Source organism: Sulfitobacter sp. R18_1 (assembly GCF_017743915.1).
GTDB classification, from domain to species: domain Bacteria; phylum Pseudomonadota; class Alphaproteobacteria; order Rhodobacterales; family Rhodobacteraceae; genus Sulfitobacter; species Sulfitobacter faviae.
Genome location: NZ_JAGHRG010000020.1, coordinates 1 through 22,217, shown reverse-complemented (window position 1 = coordinate 22,217; position 22,217 = coordinate 1). Strand labels below are relative to the sequence as shown.

Sequence of the window (22,217 nt, the reverse complement as noted above, 5' to 3'; positions counted from 1 at the left end):
CCTAGAGCTCCAATGTACGGCGTAGTGTGCTTTCCAGACCCATTTCTGCCGCCCGTGTCGTGAAATAGGGGGTGCTGCCTGTTGCCTGGAATTTCCCAACTATGGTCTCGCCCGTGCGGGTCAGATCCGGAGTGAAGCAGAACAGTTCCTGCATGCTGAGCGTGTTGCCCTCAGCGCCCACGATTTCGCTGATCGAGGTAACCCTACGGACCCCATCTCGCATGCGAGATATCTGTACCACCAAGTCAATCGCGGAACTTATCTGCTGGCGAACGAATTCACTTGGAAGGGCGGTCCCTGACATGGCAATCATGCTTTCCAAGCGTGTCAACGCCTCGCGTGGGGAATTGGCATGAAGGGTGCTCATCGAGCCATCGTGGCCCGTGTTCATTGCCTGCAGGAGGTCAAGCGCCTCTTCGCTGCGCACTTCGCCGATGATGATCCTGTCAGGGCGCATCCGAAGCGTATTGCGGAACAGATGACGCATGGTGATCTCGCCAAGCCCCTCAATTGAGGGTGGCCGCGTTTCCAGAGATACGACATGCGGCTGTTGAAGCCGTAGCTCCGCAGCATCTTCGATCGTCACAATGCGCTCGGCCTCGGAAATCTCGCCTGATATCGCATTCAGCAGCGTGGTTTTCCCGGACCCTGTTCCTCCGGAAATGAGGATGTTTAATCGCATCCTTGCCGCAAGGCGGAAAAACTCTGCCATGGGTGAGGACAGGCTGTCCCGCGCCACAAGGTCTGCCAGTTGCAGCTCGCCTTTGGGGAACTTCCGGATTGTTAGCGTTGGTCCTTTCAGAGCAAGCGGAGGGATCGTCACATTGATACGGCTGCCATCTGGCAGGCGGGCATCAACTAGGGGGGTAGTTTCATCAACACGACGGCCAGCCAGCGATACGATCCGTGTCGCAATGTTGAGAACATGTTGATTGTCCCGGAAGGTGACGCCTGTAAGTTCCAGCTGCCCGTTCCGCTCAATGTAGACTTGCTTGGACCCATTCACCATGATGTCGGATATTGTGTCGTCAGCCAGAAGCCGCTCGAGGGGACCGAAGCCCATCATATCGTCTAGGACATACTCAACCAGCTGAGCGCTTTCAGCTCCGTTAAGTTCTAACTTCTGCTTTCTGCTGACACTGCGAACAGCCCGGGCGATGGTCTCGCGCTGCAGATCATCTGGCCCTGAGGCGAGCTCGGTAAGGTCGAGAAGCGCCATAATTTCCGGCATGACGCGCTGACTGAGGCTATTGAGGTGGCGATCAAATCCGGCGAGAGAAGCGTTCCGGGCAGGGGCGGGTGAAGGGTCCGGTAAGGCCCCTGGTTCTGTTACAGCTTCAGATAGAGCGCTGGCCTTCTCACTCAGGGATCGAACCAGCTCGCGTTGCTCATTAATAGGTATTTCCTGGCCCGTCTGCGCCTCATACCAATCTATGGCCCGACTTACGACGTGAGGCCCAGGTTCCGCGCCACTTGAAATGAGCGCATTAATTTTCTGAAGCAACTCTGCAGGTATTGTGGGAACCTCTTGAGCAGGGAAGCTTTCCGTTAGCGTCATTTGTTATGCCCCTTTCCCCTAAAGAGGCCCTTTCGTTTCGACTGTGGGCCCGGGTTTACAGGTTCTTCCAGATCGTTCATCAGGCGCGTGATGGCACGGCTATAGGGTCCTTTTTTTGAGGTCCTCCTCACGGGCTGACCTTTCAGCGAGGCGCGGGCCAAGTCGGATGCGCTCTCAGGCAGCTCATGCAAGTCAGTGATGTTCAGCGCCTGTTTGACCTCGGATGGTTTGAGCCCCGCACCTCGACGCCGCTTGGACATCAGGTAAGAAAAGCGCGGTGGGTTTGAGCTTTTACTGGTCCTCTCAACTAGGCGGCTACAGTTTCGGACTGAGGAGAAACCTGGTCCGAAAATGAAGACGATATCATCCAACTCCTCTGCCAGTCCTGGCTGTGCCGCCAATAGGCTTCGCGGCAAGTCTACAACGGTTAAAGGGAAGCTCTGGCGAAAACGGTGTAGAAGGAGTGGAAGGTTTGCCTCCATTTCGGAGAGACCGGAGGGATCATTCACGCTGGCGGAGTAAAGGTAGAGCCCCTCTAGGGGCATCGCCATTGTCGAGGTAAGGAAAGTGTCATCAACCCGCTCCGGCACCAGGAGGGCGTCTAAAAGCCCCATCGTGAGATCGGCATCAAGGTCGGCCGCAATCGAGCCGAATTCGAGATCTGCATCAAGCAGAGCAACGCGGTTTTGCGGATCGCCCTTTGCTTTCTTGCTTCCTGCGGCATCAAGGTATGCCACGGCGAGGTTTTGGGCCACGGCGCTGGCGCCCAGCCCCCCGGACACCCCGCAGACAGCAATACAGCGAGACTGCGCTTTGGTGCGTGTTTCTTGCGCCCCCGAGCCCAGCAGTTTTGCGATCTGCAGCTGGCGATCACCCAGTGGAAGTGGAAGATATTCTTGGGCCCCGGCATCTAGAACATCCTGATATGTCGGAATATCATTCACGTGACCGACGGCGATCACCCGCGATCCGGCCTCCTTCAGCTCCTTGATCCGGTCTATAGCCGGCACAAGTACAGCCCCCAGCTCGACGATAAGGATATCGCCGAGAGGGGCGGTCCCAATGAGTCGGGCGGCCGTGGCCGCAGTGCCCGGGTGGATCGTAAGACTTGCGGTTTCGCCAATCTGGGCCACAAGCTTCTCAGCTGCATCGCGCGCATCATCAGATTCAACGAAGGCTTCGATCTGGGTTTGCTTAAATCCTGCGTTAAGTTTCACTTTGCCCTGAAACACATCAATCCCCTTGAAACAAACCGGTCAACGCGCTGCCGTGCGTGCTGTAGGTGCTGGTGACAAGATGTCAGCAGGGCGGTGGATCATATGCGCGAGATTGATGGCATTGGCGCATCCCAAGTCTTCAACGCCCGCCTGGCATGTGACCCTGATCCCCTTGGCGCGTGTGACCCTGATCAGCCCTATTTGATGTCTTTCTAATGGGCGCTTGGCAAAGCTCTCCTGCATTGAGAGCTGAATGCGTGACGGAACCAAAGCCAAAGCCGCGGTTACATTCTGTACACGGGCGGCGTCGGTTTTATTGTCACCACTGGTCGGGATTGTGATGATCAACACATCTTCACTGCGCAACGCTCTTGCCTGCAAGAAGCTGTTGAGCTTGCTGCGCTCATGACTTGTCAGATTGCCTGCACCATGTCCGAAATGGAATTGATGCTGCGCCTCGACATAGGGGGCGTTTAGACGATCGAGAACCGAGACACTGGGCTCAGGCGCCGAACAGGCTGCTGCAAGGGAAAGGGAAGCCAAGGCGGCCATCAAAGATATTCTGGAGATACTCATTGCAGAAGTAACCCCGCTTTACCGTTGATGCTCTTGATGGAGATTGCACTGCCGTCTTCCACAGGCACGCCCACCGAAAGCTCTCCTGTCAGAGCGCGTTGCAATGTGCCGGCCGGTCTAAACCCATCGACGGGTGTCTTGAACTTCTTTGGGTTGCCCGGTTCAACCAGATAAGGGGTTACAATGATTACCAGTTCACTCTCACCGCTTTGATAGCTGGTAGAGCGGAATAGGGCACCCAGAAGGGGAACCTGACCAAGGCCAGGGATCTCATCGATGGACTGCTGCGATGTGGCTTTGAATAGACCTGCAATTGCAAAACTCTGCCCACTGCCAACTTCAATTGTCGTCGCTGCGCTGCGCTCCAGGATCAGAGGAAGCCCTTGGGTATTGGAAGTGCTGCCATTGGAGAAATCCAATTCACGGACCGTGGTGTCAACCTCAAGCTTAATTTTGTCCGATTGAAGGACCTCAGGCTGGAATTCCAACTCCACGCCATAGGGTTCAAAAACGACCTCTACTCGGTCATCCGAAGCCGCGGTCTGATAGGGGAAACGGCCCCCAGCCAAAAATTTGGCCCTATCGCCTGATCGCGCCGTAAGATTTGGCTCTGATAGGATGGTCACCAAACCCTCTTGTTGGAGCGCTTCGAGGCTGACGCCCTGCAATTGAGAGCCGACAGTGAAGTCGGTATTGAGGGCAAATCCACCGGGCGCACCGACCCCACCATTCAATCCATTTCCTAGGGCAGTCCAGCTTGTCCCAAGGTCTTCGGTGACTGTTCTTGAAACTTCGGCAATCTTCACCTGCAGATTCACCTGTGCTGGGTTATCAAGCTTCAAGCTATTGATAATCGGCACCTCCTGGCCAGAAAGGGCTCGGACGACAGTCTCAATCTGCGTGGCATCTCCAAGGGAAGGTACACGCCCGGTCAAAACCACGGCACCTTCGGTTTCCCGCACCTGGTAATTGCCAGCGGATACGGCGGAATGTGCAGCCGAATTTAACGCCCCAACATTCAAAGCAACCTTCACGACGCTCGAAAGGGTGACGTTATCAAGCTCATCGAGCGCAAAGAGCGTCGTATTTCCTGGGCTTTTTCCGTAGATATAGACAAGGTTTGCGGATTTGATTTCGATATCTGCAATCTCTGGGTTTGCCAGAAAGACAGTCTGAGAAGGCCGGTCAAGACGGATCAACTTCCCCTCACCGGGGAAGAGACTGACCGGTTTTCCGGTGGCTTCAATCACGGTTTGTGCAGGGCTTTTGTCGGGGATAAAAATGACGGAGCCAACCGCGACTAATGCGATGGCCTTGATAATATTTGGCAGCATGGATGCAAATCCTGAGGTCTAAATCTAGCGGGAGATGGGCAGATCATCTCCCGTTTGGGCTTCTTGTTTAAGTAGCGATTGCACCTGATCTCCTGCATCAAAAGCGGTCTGTTTTTGACCGCCCTGACCTCGGAATACCGTTACGATGCGTTTTTTGGGTGGCGGCGTGTAGCTATCCACGGTTTCCCCCGAAATCCGTGTTGATAGCATGGGGTCATCGCGCACGATGATTGGCTGGCCGCCATCACCCGCGGGAGACAGCACAAATATAAGTTCCCCTGTTTGCTCTGCGAGCGCCAGTACCTTCGTGCCTTCAGGGTGCAACTCCAGTGTCATCATGCGTCCGTCATCGCTTCGAGTACCCGTCTCGTTGAGCGCAAGGACCCGTACATTCTCAAGGATACTTCGCACGGCGCGCACATCCCCCTGAGACTTGTAGGACACCATGATGTCGATCCGGTCATTTGGCTCTATCAGGCCACCAATTGAGGTTTGATGGCTGAGAGGGACTGAGATCGCCCGCATGCCGGCTCCTAGGTCCCCGGTGAACCTGCTAATCTTTTCGGGCTGTGCTACCGGCTTTTCGGGCGGCTCGGGAATAATAAGATCGCTTGTCTTGATTGGCGATCCAGCTTGAATTTCCCTTTCTGCCCGAAGACCTGAGAGACGTTTTCGATTGATTTCAGAATCGAGAGTGAAATCCGGAGTAATAAAATTGGCAGGTATATCGATCCCTTCGATGAGATCGAGCGACAAATCAGTGTCTTTCAATATGAGTTTAGAGGCCCCTAGGACAGCGATGCTGGGCATTTCGTTCACAACGGCAACTTCCCCCGGGGAGGGGGATGCCGGCTGGCTTTCAGGGCGAATGCTGACCCAAGTGACTGCCACGGCAAGAACCGCAGACGTCAATAGGACAAGCACTACACGGCGAGGTATGTCATTGAGTACACTCAATTTACTTGTCCCTAAGGGTCTTCAGTTTAGGTTTCTTGGGCCTCATAGCCAAGCGCAGTTCGAATACCCTCAAATGTTGTATCGAGGTCTTCCCCCAGGAGACTGACCGTGGTTACGAGTACGGCTGCAATAAGAGCCGCAAATAGCCCGTATTCAATTGCGGTTGCACCGTCTTCGTCGCGCGCGAATGTGTTGAGAAACTTAATAATCATGGCGAGCAATAACCTCTTCGTTTGACCTAAATACATAGCGCTTATGAGCTATTGATCAGCGATAGTCCGCTTCTCCAAATCAAGGCACAACTTTAGAAGCCGTGCAATAACGGATAACCATAAAGACGTAATGATTGTGTTATTTTTGCTGTATGGGGCATAAATAAGTCATCGAAATATACTTATGTATCTAATTGAACATACTTAGGTATATTTGATATACTAAAGATATTAGGCGCTAATTGAATCAGTTTTGCGTTTATCGTGTCTCTTGAAGCTCGAGCTCATGATCCTGTGCGCGTTCTTTTGCATCGTTTCACGCGCTCTTGGGGAAGGCCGCAGGCGGCTTTCCTCGAAGTCCTGGGGGGATCGGTTCGCACTGACGGCGTCGGCGAGGCGCATAGGCGGGCTCGAGACCTCAGATGCCACGAGGCAGGCTGCCATCTCTCACATTTGAGCATAGCTGCCCTTTGCGGGGCGGTTTGTGATGTCCCTGCTTAAGAACGGTGCGACAATTGAGAGGCTGGGCCTTTTGGCGGGCGGATGCCCTCAAGCTATTGCAAAAGGGTCGTCCAGCACGCCGATCAGAGGCATTAAGAACTCGCCCTGTGTGGCATCGAGAGCGTCGTCGTAGAAACTGTCTGTTGCATTGATGGCGGCCTCAATGCCCGCTTCTGTCCCATCATAATGCCCCATGACTTCGACGGCGTGCTCAACATTCGACATACCTTTAATGACGGCAAAATAGGCGCCTAGATCTGTCTTTGTCTCAAGGTATTGCTGGTCAAGAGCAGATTGGGGGGTGGGGTTGCTAGGGTACTTGGCGCCATTGAGGATGGCGAGGATGAAGATCCCCGCCGTGATGTCGGGGTTGTTTTGCAGTTCATTCACCCAGTAGTCGAAGCCGCTTTGATCCGCCGTACGGCCAAGCACATTGTTGTAAACGGCGGCAACAAAAGCATCCGCATCCGTTAAGGCGCCTTCGGCGTCTAGAGCGGTCGCATAAGTGCCGCGCGTTTCAGGTTGCACGAAGAAGCTCTCGGCCATTTCGGGCAAGGAGTATCCTTTGGAGAACTCGGTGCCCCAATAATTCAAGCCCATCGCATCAGGGGCGCGGTTGAAGTAGGCAATATAGAGCTCCACCATATTTAGCATATCTGCCTCGGCGAGCTGTGCGGCGCCTCCGAAGAGCGACAAGTCGAACCCATCGCCCTTAATGCCGGTATCGAAGCTTAGAAATTCGATGTCGACCAGGGTGTCTGTACCATTTTGCTCAGAACGACGGTCAATGAGGGCGGTGCGGTCGGCGCTAAGCGCCAGCGTATAGCTGTTTTGGTGGCCGGTATAGCTAACAGTATCAACGCCACTGCCGCCGTTAATGATCTGATCTCCATAGCCTGCGATCACCAGATCAATGCCGCTTGTGCCGATGTAGTGTTCAATGACAGTGCCGGGCTGGATTTGTAGGCGGGCTAGGGCGGTGTCGGGGCGTATGGGGTCCGCCCAGGCCTGTTGGTTCCAGTTGTAGACTTCGATTGTTTGCTCTGTGTCGAGAAATAGACCTTTGCTGAAATCGAATATTGTCGGGCTGGTCTGGGTCAAGCTGCTTGCATCCACGGTATCCGTGCCGCCGGTATCGACCAAGGTGATGGGCGTAAGAATGGACATGTTCCATTGCGTACCCGACTTGCCCAGGGTCCCGTGCTCATTGAGCGTGAAGACATTGTCGACGCTCGATACCCGCGGGCCGTAGATGTTTTGAAGAGCGGCAATATCGAGCGCTTGGAACCCTGTCACAAAGCCTTTTTGATTGGAGCCGCTGTCGAACAGAACACTGTTGTAGGACATGGTGGTCACGAGCCGCATATCGTGGGGGCTTTCGGCGAAAGCGGGCATTTGGCCTTCCCAAGGATGGCTTAGGCCAACGGCGTGGCCGATCTCATGGGCTAAAATATAGTGGAAGTCTTCGCGCTGTGTTTGCAGGCGCGCGTCGGTGTTGAGAAATACGGCTTGATCGCCGGGGTAGGGGTAATGCGCGTACCCTCCCACCTCCATGTTGTGAAAGCCAAAGCCCAACTGCCCGTCATTGCTCTCTACTTCTTCAAACGTCAGCTGCGAGAAGCTTTCGATGTAGTCTAAGTAGAAGCTGACAGCTTGGCGCTCCACCACGGAGAAGGCCTCAAAGACGAAAGGCGCGTCATCCAGGTAGTCTTCTGAGGCCCGGCCATCTTCATGGGTGAGGAAGCTGTAAGTGACGGTTGTTCGGTTGTGCTTGTATCCACTGTTCAAGGCAGACCAATTCTCGTTGAGAAAATTGGCTTTGTCTGTGTCAGACAACTGAAAATATGACGTCATTTGGCTTCCAGAGTGAGGCAAAGGGTGGCGGATGCACTTGGTGCTTTGTCAGATTGCGGGGGCGTGCGAACTCGAAAGCTCTCTCTAGAGAAAGCATGTGGCATGAGTGTGGCCTTAGAGGCTCAGGGTTCTGGGGTGCGAGCCTGGCGTCTTGAGGCGGCAGCCAAGGTCCTTGCTTTCTATGGTGTGGGTGTGTCTGCTTTTCTTGACACAAAGGGGAGGGAAACCTAGCAGTAGAGTAAAGATGATACACTATAAATAAATTAAAGCGTAGAGCCCCTTACCTGCTAGTTGTTTGGTCTGGTGGGATTGCAAAGTGGGTACGCACAGGCAGTGGGCAGTCAAATGGGTATGGTCGGGTTTAAAATCGCTGTGCGAAGAGGCGTCACGGCACTGTCCTTCGCATTGGTGGTGATACTGCCGCGCCCCGCGTTTGCAGAGACTTTGGCGGATGCTCTGATTGGCGCGTATCAGCACTCGGGTCTGCTAGAGCAAAACCGGGCCTTGCTACGGGCCGCCGATGAAGAGGTGGCCAGCGCCCAGGCTACGCTAAAACCTGTGCTGCGTTGGGCGGGGGGATTGACGCAGAACTTTGGCTCTCTGCGGAGCTCGGGCCTCCCAACCGCGCAATCGACTGAAGCCCTCACCGCCTCAATCAATTTGATTGCTGAGTTGTTGATTTATGACTTCGGCGCCAGTCAGTACCGGGTCGAGGCGGCTAAGGAGACTGTGCTGGCGACCAGGCAGACATTGATCGATATTGAGCAGCGGGTGCTTCTGCGCGCTGTTGCGGCTTATATGGGGGTCATTGAGGCGTCTGACGTTGTCGAGCTGCGCAACAAGAACCTGCAGTTCCTTGTCGAAGAGCTGCGCGCGACGCGTGATCGCCTTGAGGTCGGGGAAGTTACAAATACGGATGTCGCGCTTGCCCAAGCGCAGCTCGCACAGGCCCGCAGCAATCTGGCTGCAGCGGAAGGGGAGTTGTTGCGCGCAGTAGAAGAGTACCGCACGGCCATCGGCCGTAAGCCTGTCAATCTGAGCCCCCCACCAGGGCTGCCAAACATTGAGGCAAGTTTGGAGGCGGCCAAAGCGCTTGCCCTGCGCCGGCACCCTTCTGTCTTGGCGGCGCAACATCAAGTGGCGGCTGCTCGTTTGGCGGTAAGCGCGAATGAGGCGGCTATGGCGCCTCGCGTGACCCTCAAGGGGAATTATGGTCTGACGGAAACGTTCAATAGTAACAGCTATACCCGCAGTGGTAATGTGGGGGTGGAAGCCAATCAGACGATTTATCAAGGAGGCGCGCTGTCTTCTGCGGTGAGGCGTGCGATGGCCCAGCATGATAGCCAACGCGCCAATTTGCATGTCGTTAGTAAGAATGTCGCCCAGGATGTTGGTAATGCCTATGCTGGGCTGAGGTCTGCGCGCGCCCAGCTGGAGGCGTCGGAGCGCCAAATACAAGCGGCCCGCACGGCCTTTGAAGGGGTGCGTGAGGAAGCGAGGCTGGGTGCGCGTACCACGCTTGATGTTCTTAATGCTGAGCAAGCGCTTTTGGATGCGGAATCGACGCGCGTTGCGGCGCGCGCCAATCTCTACGTTGCGGCCTATTTTGTCTTGTCGGCCACGGGTCGCCTGACCGCAAAGGATTTGGGCTTGCCGATGCAAACCTATGATGCGGCGGCTTATTATAATCTGGTCAAAGATAGTCCCGCGAAGCTTTCCAAGCAGGGCCAGGCGCTAGATCGCGTATTGCGCAGTCTTCAAAGAAACTGAAGGTTTGGTGTTGCGAGCGCCTCGTGAGGGGAACGCGCTGCTGTCGCTATAATAGGTTACGCCTTTGGAGGAGGATCAGCCTGGCAAGCGCCTCAGACTGTTTTGACTGGCGCCTCAGGGTTGGCGCGGCCTGCAAAGAGGGGATGGGGTGCTGGAGCTCTAGGCCGATAGGTCATGGTGTTCCGGCTTGGCGCCTGTGCTTTAAGCAGAACGCGGGCTGGCGCTCATAGGAGTTTGCTGCACATATTCTGCGGCGCTCTCTCAAGTTAATCTATAACCTTAGATTTACGGCTCAAATCACTGATATCTAATAAGTAATATGGCTTGTTGGCCTCTGGAGGCGGCGCGCACTCTTTGTGGCCTGTTGCACGATTACCCTCTCCGACAGGCCGCCCTGCGGGTGTTCTCGGTCGCCAGGACAAAGGCACCACCTATGGGGGTATGAGTTTTGCTATACAGTTTATTATTGCGCGAAGTGTACAGTTAAAGTTATACCATGATTTATGAGCCAAAGGCTCTGTTCGGTCGTGCCTGTAGGGCAACGTTGTTGACCGAGGCATTTATCGAGCAGTGAACGCGGTTCACAAATTTCTGGAGGTATTTCACCCATGGCTACGCAAGCCCAAATCGATCAGATCGTACAGCTGTACATCGGCTACTTTGATCGCGCCCCCAACCCAACGGGGCTCAACTATTGGATCAATGAGCTAGATAACAACCCCAACATGTCCTACCTGGACATTGCGCAGTCGTTCTCGGTTCAGCCCGAAGCGACAGGCCTTTATCCTTTCTTGGCGAACCCGCAAGTGGCGTCGCCAGAGGCCTTTATTACAGCGGTTTACCTCAACCTGTTTAACCGTGCTCCCGATGCCGATGGCCTGGCGTACTGGGTGGGTGAACTGGCTGGCGGCAAATCCGCTGGTCGCATGATCATCGACATCCAGTCGGGTGCCCAGGATTCCGCTGCTGGTCAAGACCTGACCATCCTGAACAACAAAACAGCCGTTGCGCTCGATTGGGTTCAGTCGACTGCCGACATTCCTGGCTTCTCCTACTTCAATGAAGACGGCAGCATCAACGCCGCCGCTGAAGCTTCTGCCAAAGGCGTTCTCGATGGTGTGGATGCGACACCTGAATCCGTTGCAGAAGGTCAAGCCGAGACCGATGCCTATGTGGACGCTTACGGTGAAACACCGGCTGGCTCCACTGTCCTGACCGTTGGCGTTGATGATCTGACCGGCACCTCCGGCGATGATGTGTTCACGGCACCGTTGGCGCAGAACGAGCTGGGCGCTGTGACCAACACCTTCGAATCCGGCGACTCGCTGGACGGCGGCGAAGGCATGGACACGCTGAACGCGGATCTGACGCTGACCACTTCCGGCACCATTCCTGTTGGCCCGGCGATTTCTGCCACAACAAACGGCATCGAAGTTGTGAACCTGCGTGAGCAGACCCTCAACATCGACACTGGCTTCAACGGCTCCAAGATCGACGCCGAGAAGATGATGGGTGTTGAGCAGTGGTGGTCTGACAACAGCCGCAACAACATCCAGATCGAAGACATTCGCTCTAAGCCGATGGATACGGCCTTTGGTCTGAACGAGACCGATCCTTACGCCGGTCTGACAGCCTTCATCAACGCCAACTACTTGGAAGGCGACGTGGATTCTGAATCCATCCTGACGCTGACCATCCAGGAAATTAACGCAGACGTGTTGGTTCCCGGTGCTGAGCTGTCCAACATTGCTGTTGGCAAAGTGACCTTCGAGTTGGACGGCACTGAGTACATGCTGGAATCTGCGGATATTACCGCGGCCGACACATGGGACGATCTCGCTGCAGCTTTGACCGCCCAGGTCGATGCGACAGCTGGCCTGGAAAACCTGACCGTGACCCATGTGGGCGACGGTGTGTTCACCATCTCTGACAGCGAAGGCGGTGCATTGAATGCAGACCCGGCGACAGCTGTTCTGCTGGGCTTCACAGGCATCGACGTGCGCAACCGCGTGGAAGTCGGTGAGAACCTTGAGATGCTGCCGACACGCACCACAGTATATCTCGATGACGCCGGCAACGGGTCTCGGGGTGGCGCTGTGAACATCGCGGGCATGTCCGGTGAGCGCGGCATCGAGGTGATGGACGTTGTTGTCGATGACGACAGCCACATCTCCACCCTGCGGTCGTTGAACCGTGGTGACGTGGGTGCGGAAGAGCAGCTTGAAGTTGTGAATGTGACCCGCGGCAATGCTGATGGCACGCAGGACACTGGCGATCTGAAAATTGGTAACCGCACAATCAACGCCGGCGGCGAAGAAACCACCACCGACGGTCGTTTGACCACAAATTTCGGCAACGTTGGTCTCCAGAACGTTCGCGTTTTCAATGCCGAAGGCTTTGACGGTCAGACCATGATTGCTGCAGATTTGCTTAGCAACGACGTGTTCGACAAATACCTCGACCCCGACAATGGCGTGGTGCAGTTCACCTACCACATGGGTGATGCAGGTTCGAACCTCAGCCTGTTTGTCTCCAACGACGTTGCAGCGGATGCTGATTTCACGCTCGACCTGATTGGCGGGGACGGTGAAGACCGTTTCAACCTTCGCGGCATGGACATGAAAGACAGCATTTCCATTGATGGCGAAGGCGGCGTTGACACAGTAGAGGTTAACACCTCCGTTGATGGGACCATGGACGGTGCAGGCAACATGCGTGCCTGGGAATCCTTTACCAATGTCGAGAACCTGGTTGTCGCTGGCAGCGGAAACTTCGCCACTGACACAGCAGTGTTTGATTTCATCGCTGGCAACATGATGGGCCTTGAGACCGTGGCCATCGCGACTGATGGTAACGGTGGTCTTGGTGACAACACCACATTGCGCAATCTGGATGAGGGCACGGATGCCATCATTTCCGGCCGCAACCAAACGCTGAACGCGAACGCCAATAACAACGCCAACCAAAACTTCAACGCAATCACTCTGGATCAAATCCAGGATGAGGTTGGTGTTGCTACGGCGACAGTCGTTCTGGAGAACACGGCGCGCACCAATGGGCAGCTTAGCGTCAACAACCTGTCGGTGACCAATCCTGAAGCAGGTGTCAGTGCACTGGAAATCCAGTCCAACGGTCGGGCTCAAACCACCAACCAGGTGACATCGTTCAACGCCGCGGCGCTGAATACATTGACCCTGGAAGGGACGCAGGACCTGACCATTGCTGTGGACGCTCTTGCGGATGCAGATGGCCCCGGTGGTACGGCTGGTGCGGCTGCAACCATTGACGGCTCTGGTCTGACTGGTGATCTGGTTCTGGCCACCAACGGTGGTGTGTTGAACAACGCGGGTGCTGACAAAGTGACCGGTACTGCAGGTGCGAATGATACACTGCAGCTCTCCGGTGCGCTTACAGCCGGGGCTGTCATCTCGGGCTTTGAGACCATTCAGTTCGGTGCGCCGTTCAATGCGCCCTTCGCTGATGCTCAAGGTGTGTTCAATGCGGCAACGGCAAGCGGTGTTGAAGAGTATGTGATCAACCGCCTTAATGGCGACTTGACCATGACCAATACTAGCGGTGACGAAGAAATCACCGTCAACACCGATGGTTTGACGGTTGAAGGCAATAACCTGAAGTTCATCGCCGGTTCTGCCAACAATAGCAACGCGTTGAACCTGAACTTTGAAGATCTCAATCCGGGAACCTTTGAAGCCCTGAATGACTTCAGTGCAGGTGGTGCAGAAATCCTTGTTGGGAACTACCGGACCATCAACCTGAACTTGGATGATGACCAGCCGACAGGGGTGAACAACTATGTGTTCGATCTGAACCTGTTGGATGGTGATGACCGTGACGATACTGCCGGTGGTTATGATATCTCCGATGTATTCGCTCGGACATTGAACATCACCGGTGGCGGAGATGGCGGCGGTGCCGCGGTTGATACCGTTGCATTCTCTGGCAACCTCTCCAACGTGCTGTCGCTGATCGACTTCTCGGGCTACGAGGGTGAAGTTGCGGCCATGACCGTCGATATCCAAGACCAGGCTGTTCTGGACCGTAACGTCACCATCAAGTTCAACGACCAGTCCGCGAACATCACCGAAGCCGATCTTGGTGTCGATGATGCGATTGTGACCTATGAGTTCACAAGCGATGTCGCGGATGTCTCAGATGTTTGGACCATCACCGGCTTCGATGCGTTTGGTACAGCCGGTAACGGCCTGTCCAACCTGTCGATCCTTGATGTCTCCGGTCTGGGTATCACTGGTCTTGCTGATCTGAGCATTGTTCAGAATGGTGCGGACATTGAGATCACGTCCAACGATCCTGCAGCGTCCGGCCTGGATTTCCAGATCGACCTGATTGGTGTTGCTGTGGCGGACCTCAACAACGAGAACTTCTCGTTCGCGTAAGCTAAATCATAGGGCAGGGTTTCCTGTCGACGGAAAGCCCCCAGACCTTCTGGGGGCTTTTTGCTTGGGGTCGGCCTCGTGCGATTTGTCGCTTCCGACTGTGCGTGGAAAAGCGCGCAGTGTTTGCCAATTTCTTTAGTTTTGTGCCAGCTTGGTGGTCGGAGTTTGCAAGGCTGTATACTGTCTTTACCTGGCATCCCTGCAAATATACGGGATATTTATACACTCCGAGGGATGATAGAGAGCAGCTATGGCGACAGTGTATTACGATCTTTCCGAGTTGTTTTTGTCCGCTGGCTCTAAATTCAAGTACTACGGTATCGCCCGTACGGTGCTAGAGGTTGGATATGAGTTGGCACAGTCGAAGTCGGACGTCCACTTCGTCATCTTCTCACCTGCGCATGACCGTTTTTTTGAGGTCACGCCGCGTATCGGAGCCGCCTCGGCGAATGGCGTCTTTGATGTCGGCCTTCCAATAGAAGCAAAGCCTCTACGATTTCGCTATAGCTATCCGGGGCGACATGCGTTGCGCGATGCGCTCCATCCATTGATGCGCAAAGTTGTTCAAATGTTCAGCTTGAAAAGATGGCGTGCCTCCGTGCCGGCGGGCGCTGTGCGCGAAGTTGATCTCAACGGGCAAATACTGGTGTCATTGGGGCGGCCCAAAATGATGTCTGACTATCTTGTGGCGATGGATGAGGCGGGAGTTCGGCCGCGGTTTTTCCCTTTGCTGCATGATATGATCCCACTGCATGAATATGCGCACCCGCGGCAAAGCATGTTCGCGCGCAATTTTGCGCATGATAATCACATCGTTGTTGAACATGCCGAAAAGCTGCTGACAAACTCTGTATTCACCAAAGATGAAATTGAAAGGTTCTCTACGGCAGGTCGCATGTGCGCCTTGCCGCCAGTCGTACCGGTGCCGCTTGCCCAAGAACTGCGCAAGGCGGATGAGCCTATCAGTCTCGATCTGCCAGACGTGCCTTATCTGCTTGGGGTGGGGGTAATGACGGGGCGGAAGAACTTAGAATGCCTTGTGAATGCAATGCTACTTTTAGAGCAGGCCGGGCGCCCGGTGCCTCACCTGATCCTGGCTGGCGCAAAGCGTAAACGAACATGTGCCTATGTGGATCGACCTGAATACGCTTCCATCCGAGATAAAATAGAGTTTGTGCTTGATCCCAACCAAGCCGAGTTGGCGTTTCTTTATGAGAACGCGCTGGCTCTCGTGATCCCGAGTTTTATGGAGGGATGGGGGCTTCCGCTTGGAGAAGCGCTTTGGATGGGAACGCCAGGAATAGCGGCTGATGTCCCGGCGCTACGAGAAGTCGGTGGTGATCTCGCTGAGTATTTTGACCCTGATGATCCTCAATCACTTGCGGCGCTCGTTGAGCGCCTAAGCTCGGACAAAAAGTTTTATTCCGAGCTAAAGGCTAAAATATCGCAAGGCCATGTCGGTCTGCGATCATGGAGGCATGTGGCGCAAGATATTGTTGTGGCGACCTCCTCTTAGATCAGATTGGGCATGATGCTGGGGCGCGTGTAGGTTGCATCTAGTTCATAGTATGGACCTTGATCTGTCGAATTAAGATTGGCTTGCTTCGCGCATAGCGCGAACCCATGCGAGCGTACCTGTAAAAATTACCAAAAATACAAATTTTCCCTTTATATATTGGCCTTGGGGGTTCCTCTTGAGCGGAGCTTCGCCTACAAAATCATTACATAATTTTTGTATTGAGGGAGGCCGTTTTGGCAAAAGTTACCATTGATGGGCGTGAATACGATTCAGATAATCTGAGCGATGACGCCAAGCAGCAGCTTGCGAATGTTCAAATTTGCGAGCAGCAGGTGCAGAAGCTGCAGCGTGAGATTGCGATCACGCAAACCGCGCGCCAAGCTTACATTGGCGCTCTAAAAGAAGCGCTGCCTGCTGATAGCTAATAAGATCAACTAGATCGGGCTACATTCAGGCGAAAATTTAGTTCGCCTGAATATCGTATGTTGCGGCGTTCAGCTGGGTCATCTTTGTTGACCTATAAGTGGGCCATAATGCGGCCCATTTTTTCTATGACACGAAGGTTTTTTGACGTAGGGTAAGACATCCACTGTACTGAGGATGAGAGCCCAAATTTAACTACGCGTATTTGAGGGAAAGCTGCTTCATGTCGGCACCAAATGCATTGAAACAGGCCTATGGAAGGTTCCGTGCCATCCTATTGGCTACGGTTATCTTTAGTTTTTTTGTGAACCTGCTGATGTTCGTGGGTCCGCTCTACATGCTGCAGATTTACGATCGAGTGCTCGCCAGCCGGAGTGAGTATACGCTTCTTATGATCACAAGCGTGGCGGTGGGGCTTCTCGTCACCTACGGCCTATTGGAGTTCATCCGCTCAAGAATGCTGGTGCGTGCCGGTTTGGAATTTGACGAGGTGCTTTCTGGGCCAATGTTCTCAAGAGTGGTTCGCCTGCAGTTGGCCAACCCAAATGGGGGTGCGCGGACAGCATTGGGCGATGCCGATCGAGTGCGTGATTTCATCACCGGTCAGGGCATTTTAGCCTTCTTTGACGCCCCTTGGACGCCTCTGTTCCTCGCATTGTGCTTTGCCTTCCACCCCTGGCTTGGCATCGTCGCAACGACAGGCGCGGTCATTATCTTCACGCTCGCGTTGCTGAATGAGCTGCTGACGCGATCTGCCTTGAAGGAGGCAAATAACGCAGGCCAAGGGTCTGCGCATTTCGCCAACGCTGCTTTGCAGAATGCTGATGTGATTCAAGCTATGGGCATGGGCAAAGAGCTTTCTGGCCGCTGGCTCAAGCAGCGTGAAGTGATGCTTAACAGCCAAGCCTCAGCGAGCGATTGGGCTGGATTTATCATGTCCTGTTCCAAGTTCGTGCGCATGAGTCTTCAGGTCGCCATCTTGGGGACGGGCGCTTACCTTGCCATGAACCAGCAGATCTCCCCCGGCATCATGATCGCAGCTTCGATCGTTATGGGACGGGCACTGGCACCGGTCGAGCAAGCCGTGGGGCAGTGGAAGCAATTCATCTCCGCCCGCCAGGCGAATGAACGCTTAGGTCGGCTTTTCGACAGCGTCTTGGATGAGACCGATCGGCTGGAACAGCCACCGGCAAAGGGTGCGTTGTCACTTGAAGGCGTATCAACTGTAGTGCCCGGGACGCGTGAGCCGCTTCTTAAAGGTATTAGCTTTAACATTGAGGCCGGCACTGTACTTGCGGTGATTGGACCAAGCGGGTCGGGCAAATCGACGCTTGCGCGTGTGCTTGTTGGCGTAACAGGCGCCGCGGCGGGCGCGGTACGGCTTGATGGGGCAGAGCTTAGCCACTGGGACCCGGATCAGCTGGGGGGCTCGATCGGCTATCTTGCTCAAGAGGTTAAGCTTTTCTCTGGGACGGTGGCGGAGAACATTGCGCGCTTTGCCACAGATGCGACGGATGAAGAGATCATTGCGGCGGCCCAGCTTGCCGGGGCGCATGAAATGATTCAGGGTCTTCGAGAAGGGTACGCTACGGAGATTGGCGACGGCGGCGCACAACTCTCAGGCGGGCAGCGCCAGCGCATCGGGCTTGCACGGGCGGTTTTCCGCACCCCAAGTGTGATTGTTCTGGATGAGCCCAACTCCAACCTCGACAGCGAAGGCGAGAATGCCCTGGCAGAATGTCTGCTCGCGCTCAAAGCGCTTGGTAAGACCGTCGTGGTGGTTACCCATAAAGCAAACTTGCTCTCGACGTCCGACAAAACCCTCATGTTGAGCAATGGCACTGTTCAAAAGATGCTGGCCACAAAAGACCTTTTGAAGCCCAAACAGCCTGAAGCGGCACCTCAACAGGCCGCTGCCAAAGTCACGAACATTGGTGCTTAATGCGTAAGAGTTTTGTGCCAAGGATGAGTATCGCGTTGTTTCATACGCAAGCAAGAAGTGTGGGATCATGAAGACTTCTCCGCGATTTTACGCCCGTCTAGGGTATCTGGTTATTTTCCTGATCTTTGGCGGGTTGGGGAGTTGGGCCGCGACAGCTGTGATTGACAGTGCTGTGGTTGCGCCAGGTACAGTTGCTTTGGAGGGGGACCGAAAAGTCGTCCAGCACTTGAATGGCGGGATCATCCGAGAAATTCGGGTGAAAGAGGCGGATCAGGTCAAAGAGGGGGATGTCCTCATTCTCCTCGAGAGCGTCGAAGCTCGGTCGAATTTGAACCTACATATGCAAAGACTGAATGTGGCGCGGGCGACCGAGGCGCGCCTGATCGCGGAGCAAACCTCTCAGGAGAGCGTTGAGTTCCCACAGGACCTTTTGGAGTCGGAAGACCCGAGAGTTCAGAAGGCATTGCGTACGCAGCGCCAGATATTTGAGGATCGCCGGTCCATTCTGCTCTCCCAAACGGAGATCCTAGAGTACCGTTTGGAGCAATTGAACGAACAGATTACGGGGCTCGAGCTGCAAAAAAGTGCGATGGAGCGCAGGGTTGCGCTGCGCACGGCCCATTTAGACAGGTTGAAGTCTGGCGAGCAAAAAGGCGTCATTGAAAGCAACCGTTTGGTTGAGCGGGAAGATACCCTTATCGAGACGGAAGCCAGTTTGGGGGAGGTCATCTCGGAGGCTTCTCAGGTGAGAGGAGCGACAGGTGAGGCGCGCTTGAACCTGCTTAAGTTGGTTCAAGAGTATAGAGAGCGTGCCAATCTTGAGCTGAAGGACGTGCAAGCTGAGATCTCAGAGCTAACAGAGCGTGTTTTGGTGGCCAAAGATACGCTAGACCGCACTGTTATCCGGGCGCCAACATCGGGTTCTGTTCAAGACCTACAGGCAACCACTGTCGGGTCGGTCGTCAGGCCAGGTGAAGTGTTGATGGAGATCGTGCCGGTGGACGAGAATCTCGTTATCGATGCCCGCGTGGCACCGGTGGATATCGATAGCGTTGTGCCGGGTATGGAGACAGAAGTGCGCCTCAGTGCGTTCAAAACAAAGCTCATGCCAATCGTATTTGGCACCGTACAGTCCGTTTCAAGCGATGTGATCAGCCCCAAGGACCCCAATGATCTGCCTTACTATTTAGCGCGCATTCATGTTCCTGAAGCAAATCTCCCTGAAGGTATTAAGGGCAACCTGACCCCGGGGATGCCAGGGGATGCCGTTATTGTAACCGGGGAGCGAACAGTGCTGAACTATCTCGTTTCTCCCTTGTCAGAAGCTGTCTCAAAAAGCTTCCGGGAAGAGTGAGGGGGAGCGTTACGCTACGTTATAAGAGGAGGAATGCGGTCATAGGGGCTCTTTGAACGTCATTGATATAGCAAGGGAAATGGTGCTATATTAAAGGGTGTTGATTGAATCCTAGATGTGGAAGCCAAGCTCATGCTCGCTGATTGCGAAAGTGTAAGAAAAAATGCGCAAGACCAGCGTCGCGAAATGGGGGCGTGGTTGAAGTGCCTCCGCGAGACGCAGGGGCTCTCACAGCGCGACTTGGCGAATATTTTGTCGCTCGAGTATTACACGTTCATTTCTCAGCTTGAGAATGGCCGCGGCAAGATACCTAGCAGCCGGTATGTGGAATGGGCGAATGCTCTGGGCCAAGAGCCAAGGTCATTCGTAAAGACCCTGCTGTCTTATTATGACCCGATTACCCATGATATTTTATTTGGAACGAAGGCGCAGGCCCACTGAGTTTCTAGCTCCGGTCGGTTTGCTTTGTACTTTGAGGCACACCTATGTCGGACATTATTAAATTCCCGCGCCAAAATACGGATGAGGCGCATACTCAGGCAGAAGGCAGCTCTTGCTCCCTGTCCGCGCTTGTTGATGGCGCAATGTCGTTTGACAGATTCAAGGGCGACCCCTTGATGCAGCTTGGGGCACGCCAGAAGCGCGTTGCAAGACAAGCCCCTCGTCGGAAAAATCATGCTCCAACTGCGGGCAGCTATGATTGGACCAATCAAGAGCTCGCGACTTTGTTCCGTATCAATAGGCTTTTGAACCTTGCAGATCTTACGATCGGTACGGACCGCGGCGTTACAGATGAGGGCGATCCTTGGTTTGTCTTTCTAGATCCCAAAGGTGATGTTTTTGTTCACCTTTGCCGGATTAGAACGATTTATATGCTCGACAGCGCTTGTCAGAGCTCTGTTGTCAAAGGGCATAGCCTGAATGATCTTGTTGAGGCCTATGTCCAGCAACTGGGTGTGACCAAGGAGGACAGGTCTAGAGCGCGCCAGAACATCATCCAGCTTGCAGAAGCAAAGGATCGCAAAGTTACGGTGCATCCTGCCGCAGCCTTGGCCGCGTTGATTTGGACAATTTATCTGCAGACAGATGAAATGAATGCCGCACCCCTAACAGAAGAGAGCTCTTCTGAGGGGGCTGTGCCAGGTCTTTTGATGGAGCCTGCTTTGCTCGAAGAAGCAGAGCTAGCGTCCTTCTCTCTGGCGGAAGAAGGCACATTACTTGCTGCCGAGGCAAACATTGGACATGATCCGGATCATGCGGAGAAATCGGTAAACCTCACGGTGCCTGCCAATTATGTGGGTATGGGGCTCAGCGCCTTAGCCTTGACCTATGGCCTCGACCCGTTTGTCGGGAATATGATGCAGAGCGCAGACATTCTCTCCAAGGGGACTTCGGTAGAGAAGACCAAGCTCAACGAAACGGACCAGAAGTCTCTCGAAACAATGTTGCTCAGCATCTCTGGTGCCGATTGGAACATTCTACAAGATTTTGGTGAAGGTGCAGAGGGGATCTGGAGCTCTCTGCTTGATTACGATCTTTTTGCGAGCAGCCTTGTGAACTCCCAAGTGGAGACCATCGTGTCTGAACTCATGCAGGCCATGGACATTACGGCTAGCTTGCTGACTTCCGAGCAGCTGCTGAAAGCGCCTTTGTTGGCGCTGGAAGTAGGAAGCGAGGTGTTCAGCAACATGAGGAACAAGTCTTACCAGATTGAAAAAGAAGGTAAAAAGGAAGTTCAGGAGTTGGCGCTTAGGGAGAGTTCAGATCCCGAGGATACTGTCGACAGTGAGGAAGCCTTACTGGTCGAGATGCCGGAAATCCAAGTCGAAAGCAGTTATGTGCTGCCAAACTCTCTGCCTACGGATGTTGCGGCTGTATTGAAGGAATACGGTTTCTCTACCACAGGTGACATCATCACAAATGCCACAGCGCAGGACTATTTGTCGGGCTTTGAAGAAACCGCGGCCCAAAGTGAGGCTAAAGCCACCCAGCCTGAGGGCCAGTTTGGGAAGTACGATCAATCTGTAAGGGACTTTATCAGCTTTTTGATGGAGAACGCTGAGGACGTTCAGATGATCTCTTATGAAACGGAATTGGTGATTATTGATGAAGCCACATTCCATCAAGATAGCTCCCTGACCTATATGAAAAGCTGGGATTTGGATGACGGCGGACGTATTTCCACGATCGGGCTGAAGGCTGATTTTGAAGCTTTTGATCTGATAGCTTGATTGGCTCTACACGCTTGGTCCAACCGTGCGTGGCAGGCTTGTGGGTTTGAGGCGATGCTTTCTGACAGCAAGTTCGCCTCTCGTCTTATAGAAGAGTGGGGGCAGAATACGTTCTAATCTGAACGGTTGTCGGCGCTAGAGCAGGGGGGGGAGCATGCGGAAACTGGCAATTGGTTTGCTCGCCGCATTTTGCGCCCCAGCTTTAGGCGCGATGGCCGAGCCCTTTGGTAAGCATCCGGCGTGGGCCGCACGCGGTCAGCGCGCGCTGTGCCGGTCCATTTCGATGAGCTCTCGCAGGTTTTCGATACCGAACGGTGTGAATGCGATGACGCTGTCGTCGCCGGGACCGTAGAC

At 54.3% G+C, this 22,217-nt stretch carries 15 protein-coding genes; 8 read left to right on the top strand and 7 right to left on the bottom strand.

Annotation, left to right across the window (positions count from 1 at the left end):
• Nucleotide 1: 1 nt before the first annotated feature.
• The 7 genes from J7392_RS23455 to J7392_RS23425 all read right to left on the bottom strand — a co-directional run bounded on the left by J7392_RS23455 (nucleotide 2) and on the right by J7392_RS23425 (nucleotide 8,209).
• Nucleotides 2-1,558: a CpaF family protein gene (locus J7392_RS23455; protein ID WP_209219749.1), complete on the bottom strand. Its 1,557-nt coding sequence runs from the start codon at nucleotides 1,556-1,558 to the stop codon at nucleotides 2-4.
• The gene (locus J7392_RS23450) at nucleotides 1,555-2,790 is read right to left on the bottom strand and encodes a hypothetical protein (RefSeq protein ID WP_209219747.1); all 1,236 of its coding nucleotides are present in this window, start codon (nucleotides 2,788-2,790) and stop codon (nucleotides 1,555-1,557) included. The genes J7392_RS23455 and J7392_RS23450 overlap by 4 nt, the downstream gene beginning before the upstream one ends.
• A 24-nt stretch (nucleotides 2,791-2,814) precedes the next feature.
• Entirely contained in the window at nucleotides 2,815-3,327 is a 513-nt protein-coding gene (locus J7392_RS23445; protein ID WP_209219744.1) for a hypothetical protein, read from the bottom strand.
• A 20-nt stretch (nucleotides 3,328-3,347) separates the two neighbouring features.
• Nucleotides 3,348-4,685 carry a type II and III secretion system protein family protein gene (locus tag J7392_RS23440; protein WP_209219742.1) on the bottom strand — a complete coding sequence of 446 codons (1,338 nt, stop codon included), beginning with the start codon at nucleotides 4,683-4,685 and terminating at the stop codon, nucleotides 3,348-3,350.
• A 24-nt stretch (nucleotides 4,686-4,709) separates the two neighbouring features.
• Nucleotides 4,710-5,609, bottom strand: coding sequence for a Flp pilus assembly protein CpaB (gene cpaB, locus J7392_RS23435; RefSeq protein WP_348540730.1), 900 nt, complete (start codon nucleotides 5,607-5,609; stop codon nucleotides 4,710-4,712).
• Between the two features lie 59 nt (nucleotides 5,610-5,668).
• Nucleotides 5,669-5,854 (bottom strand): Flp family type IVb pilin, encoded by a 186-nt coding sequence (locus J7392_RS23430; protein ID WP_209219732.1) that lies wholly within the window; start codon nucleotides 5,852-5,854, stop codon nucleotides 5,669-5,671.
• Nucleotides 5,855-6,403: 549 nt separating this feature from the next.
• Nucleotides 6,404-8,209, bottom strand: a complete 1,806-nt coding sequence (locus J7392_RS23425) for a DUF4214 domain-containing protein (protein ID WP_209219730.1) — start codon at nucleotides 8,207-8,209, stop codon at nucleotides 6,404-6,406.
• A gap of 351 nt (nucleotides 8,210-8,560) precedes the next feature.
• On the opposite strand from J7392_RS23425, the gene J7392_RS23420 reads away from it, so the two are divergent.
• The 8 genes from J7392_RS23420 to J7392_RS23385 all read left to right on the top strand — a co-directional run bounded on the left by J7392_RS23420 (nucleotide 8,561) and on the right by J7392_RS23385 (nucleotide 21,863).
• Complete coding sequence (locus tag J7392_RS23420; RefSeq protein WP_209219762.1) at nucleotides 8,561-9,979, top strand: TolC family outer membrane protein; 1,419 nt, start codon at nucleotides 8,561-8,563, stop codon at nucleotides 9,977-9,979.
• A gap of 608 nt (nucleotides 9,980-10,587) precedes the next feature.
• Nucleotides 10,588-14,394, top strand: a complete 3,807-nt coding sequence (locus tag J7392_RS23415; protein ID WP_209219728.1) for a DUF4214 domain-containing protein — start codon at nucleotides 10,588-10,590, stop codon at nucleotides 14,392-14,394.
• 250 nt (nucleotides 14,395-14,644) lie between these two features.
• Nucleotides 14,645-15,910 (top strand): glycosyltransferase, encoded by a 1,266-nt coding sequence (locus J7392_RS23410; RefSeq protein WP_209219726.1) that lies wholly within the window; start codon nucleotides 14,645-14,647, stop codon nucleotides 15,908-15,910.
• A 236-nt stretch (nucleotides 15,911-16,146) separates the two neighbouring features.
• The gene (locus tag J7392_RS23405) at nucleotides 16,147-16,338 is read left to right on the top strand and encodes a DUF6447 family protein (RefSeq protein ID WP_209219724.1); all 192 of its coding nucleotides are present in this window, start codon (nucleotides 16,147-16,149) and stop codon (nucleotides 16,336-16,338) included.
• 221 nt (nucleotides 16,339-16,559) lie between these two features.
• Nucleotides 16,560-18,278: a type I secretion system permease/ATPase gene (locus J7392_RS23400; RefSeq protein WP_209219722.1), complete on the top strand. Its 1,719-nt coding sequence runs from the start codon at nucleotides 16,560-16,562 to the stop codon at nucleotides 18,276-18,278.
• Nucleotides 18,279-18,345: 67 nt separating this feature from the next.
• Entirely contained in the window at nucleotides 18,346-19,632 is a 1,287-nt protein-coding gene (locus tag J7392_RS23395; protein ID WP_209219720.1) for an HlyD family type I secretion periplasmic adaptor subunit, read from the top strand.
• A 117-nt stretch (nucleotides 19,633-19,749) separates the two neighbouring features.
• Entirely contained in the window at nucleotides 19,750-20,073 is a 324-nt protein-coding gene (locus tag J7392_RS23390; protein ID WP_348540728.1) for a helix-turn-helix transcriptional regulator, read from the top strand.
• Between the two features lie 44 nt (nucleotides 20,074-20,117).
• Nucleotides 20,118-21,863: a hypothetical protein gene (locus J7392_RS23385; protein WP_209219718.1), complete on the top strand. Its 1,746-nt coding sequence runs from the start codon at nucleotides 20,118-20,120 to the stop codon at nucleotides 21,861-21,863.
• Nucleotides 21,864-22,217: the final 354 nt, after the last annotated feature.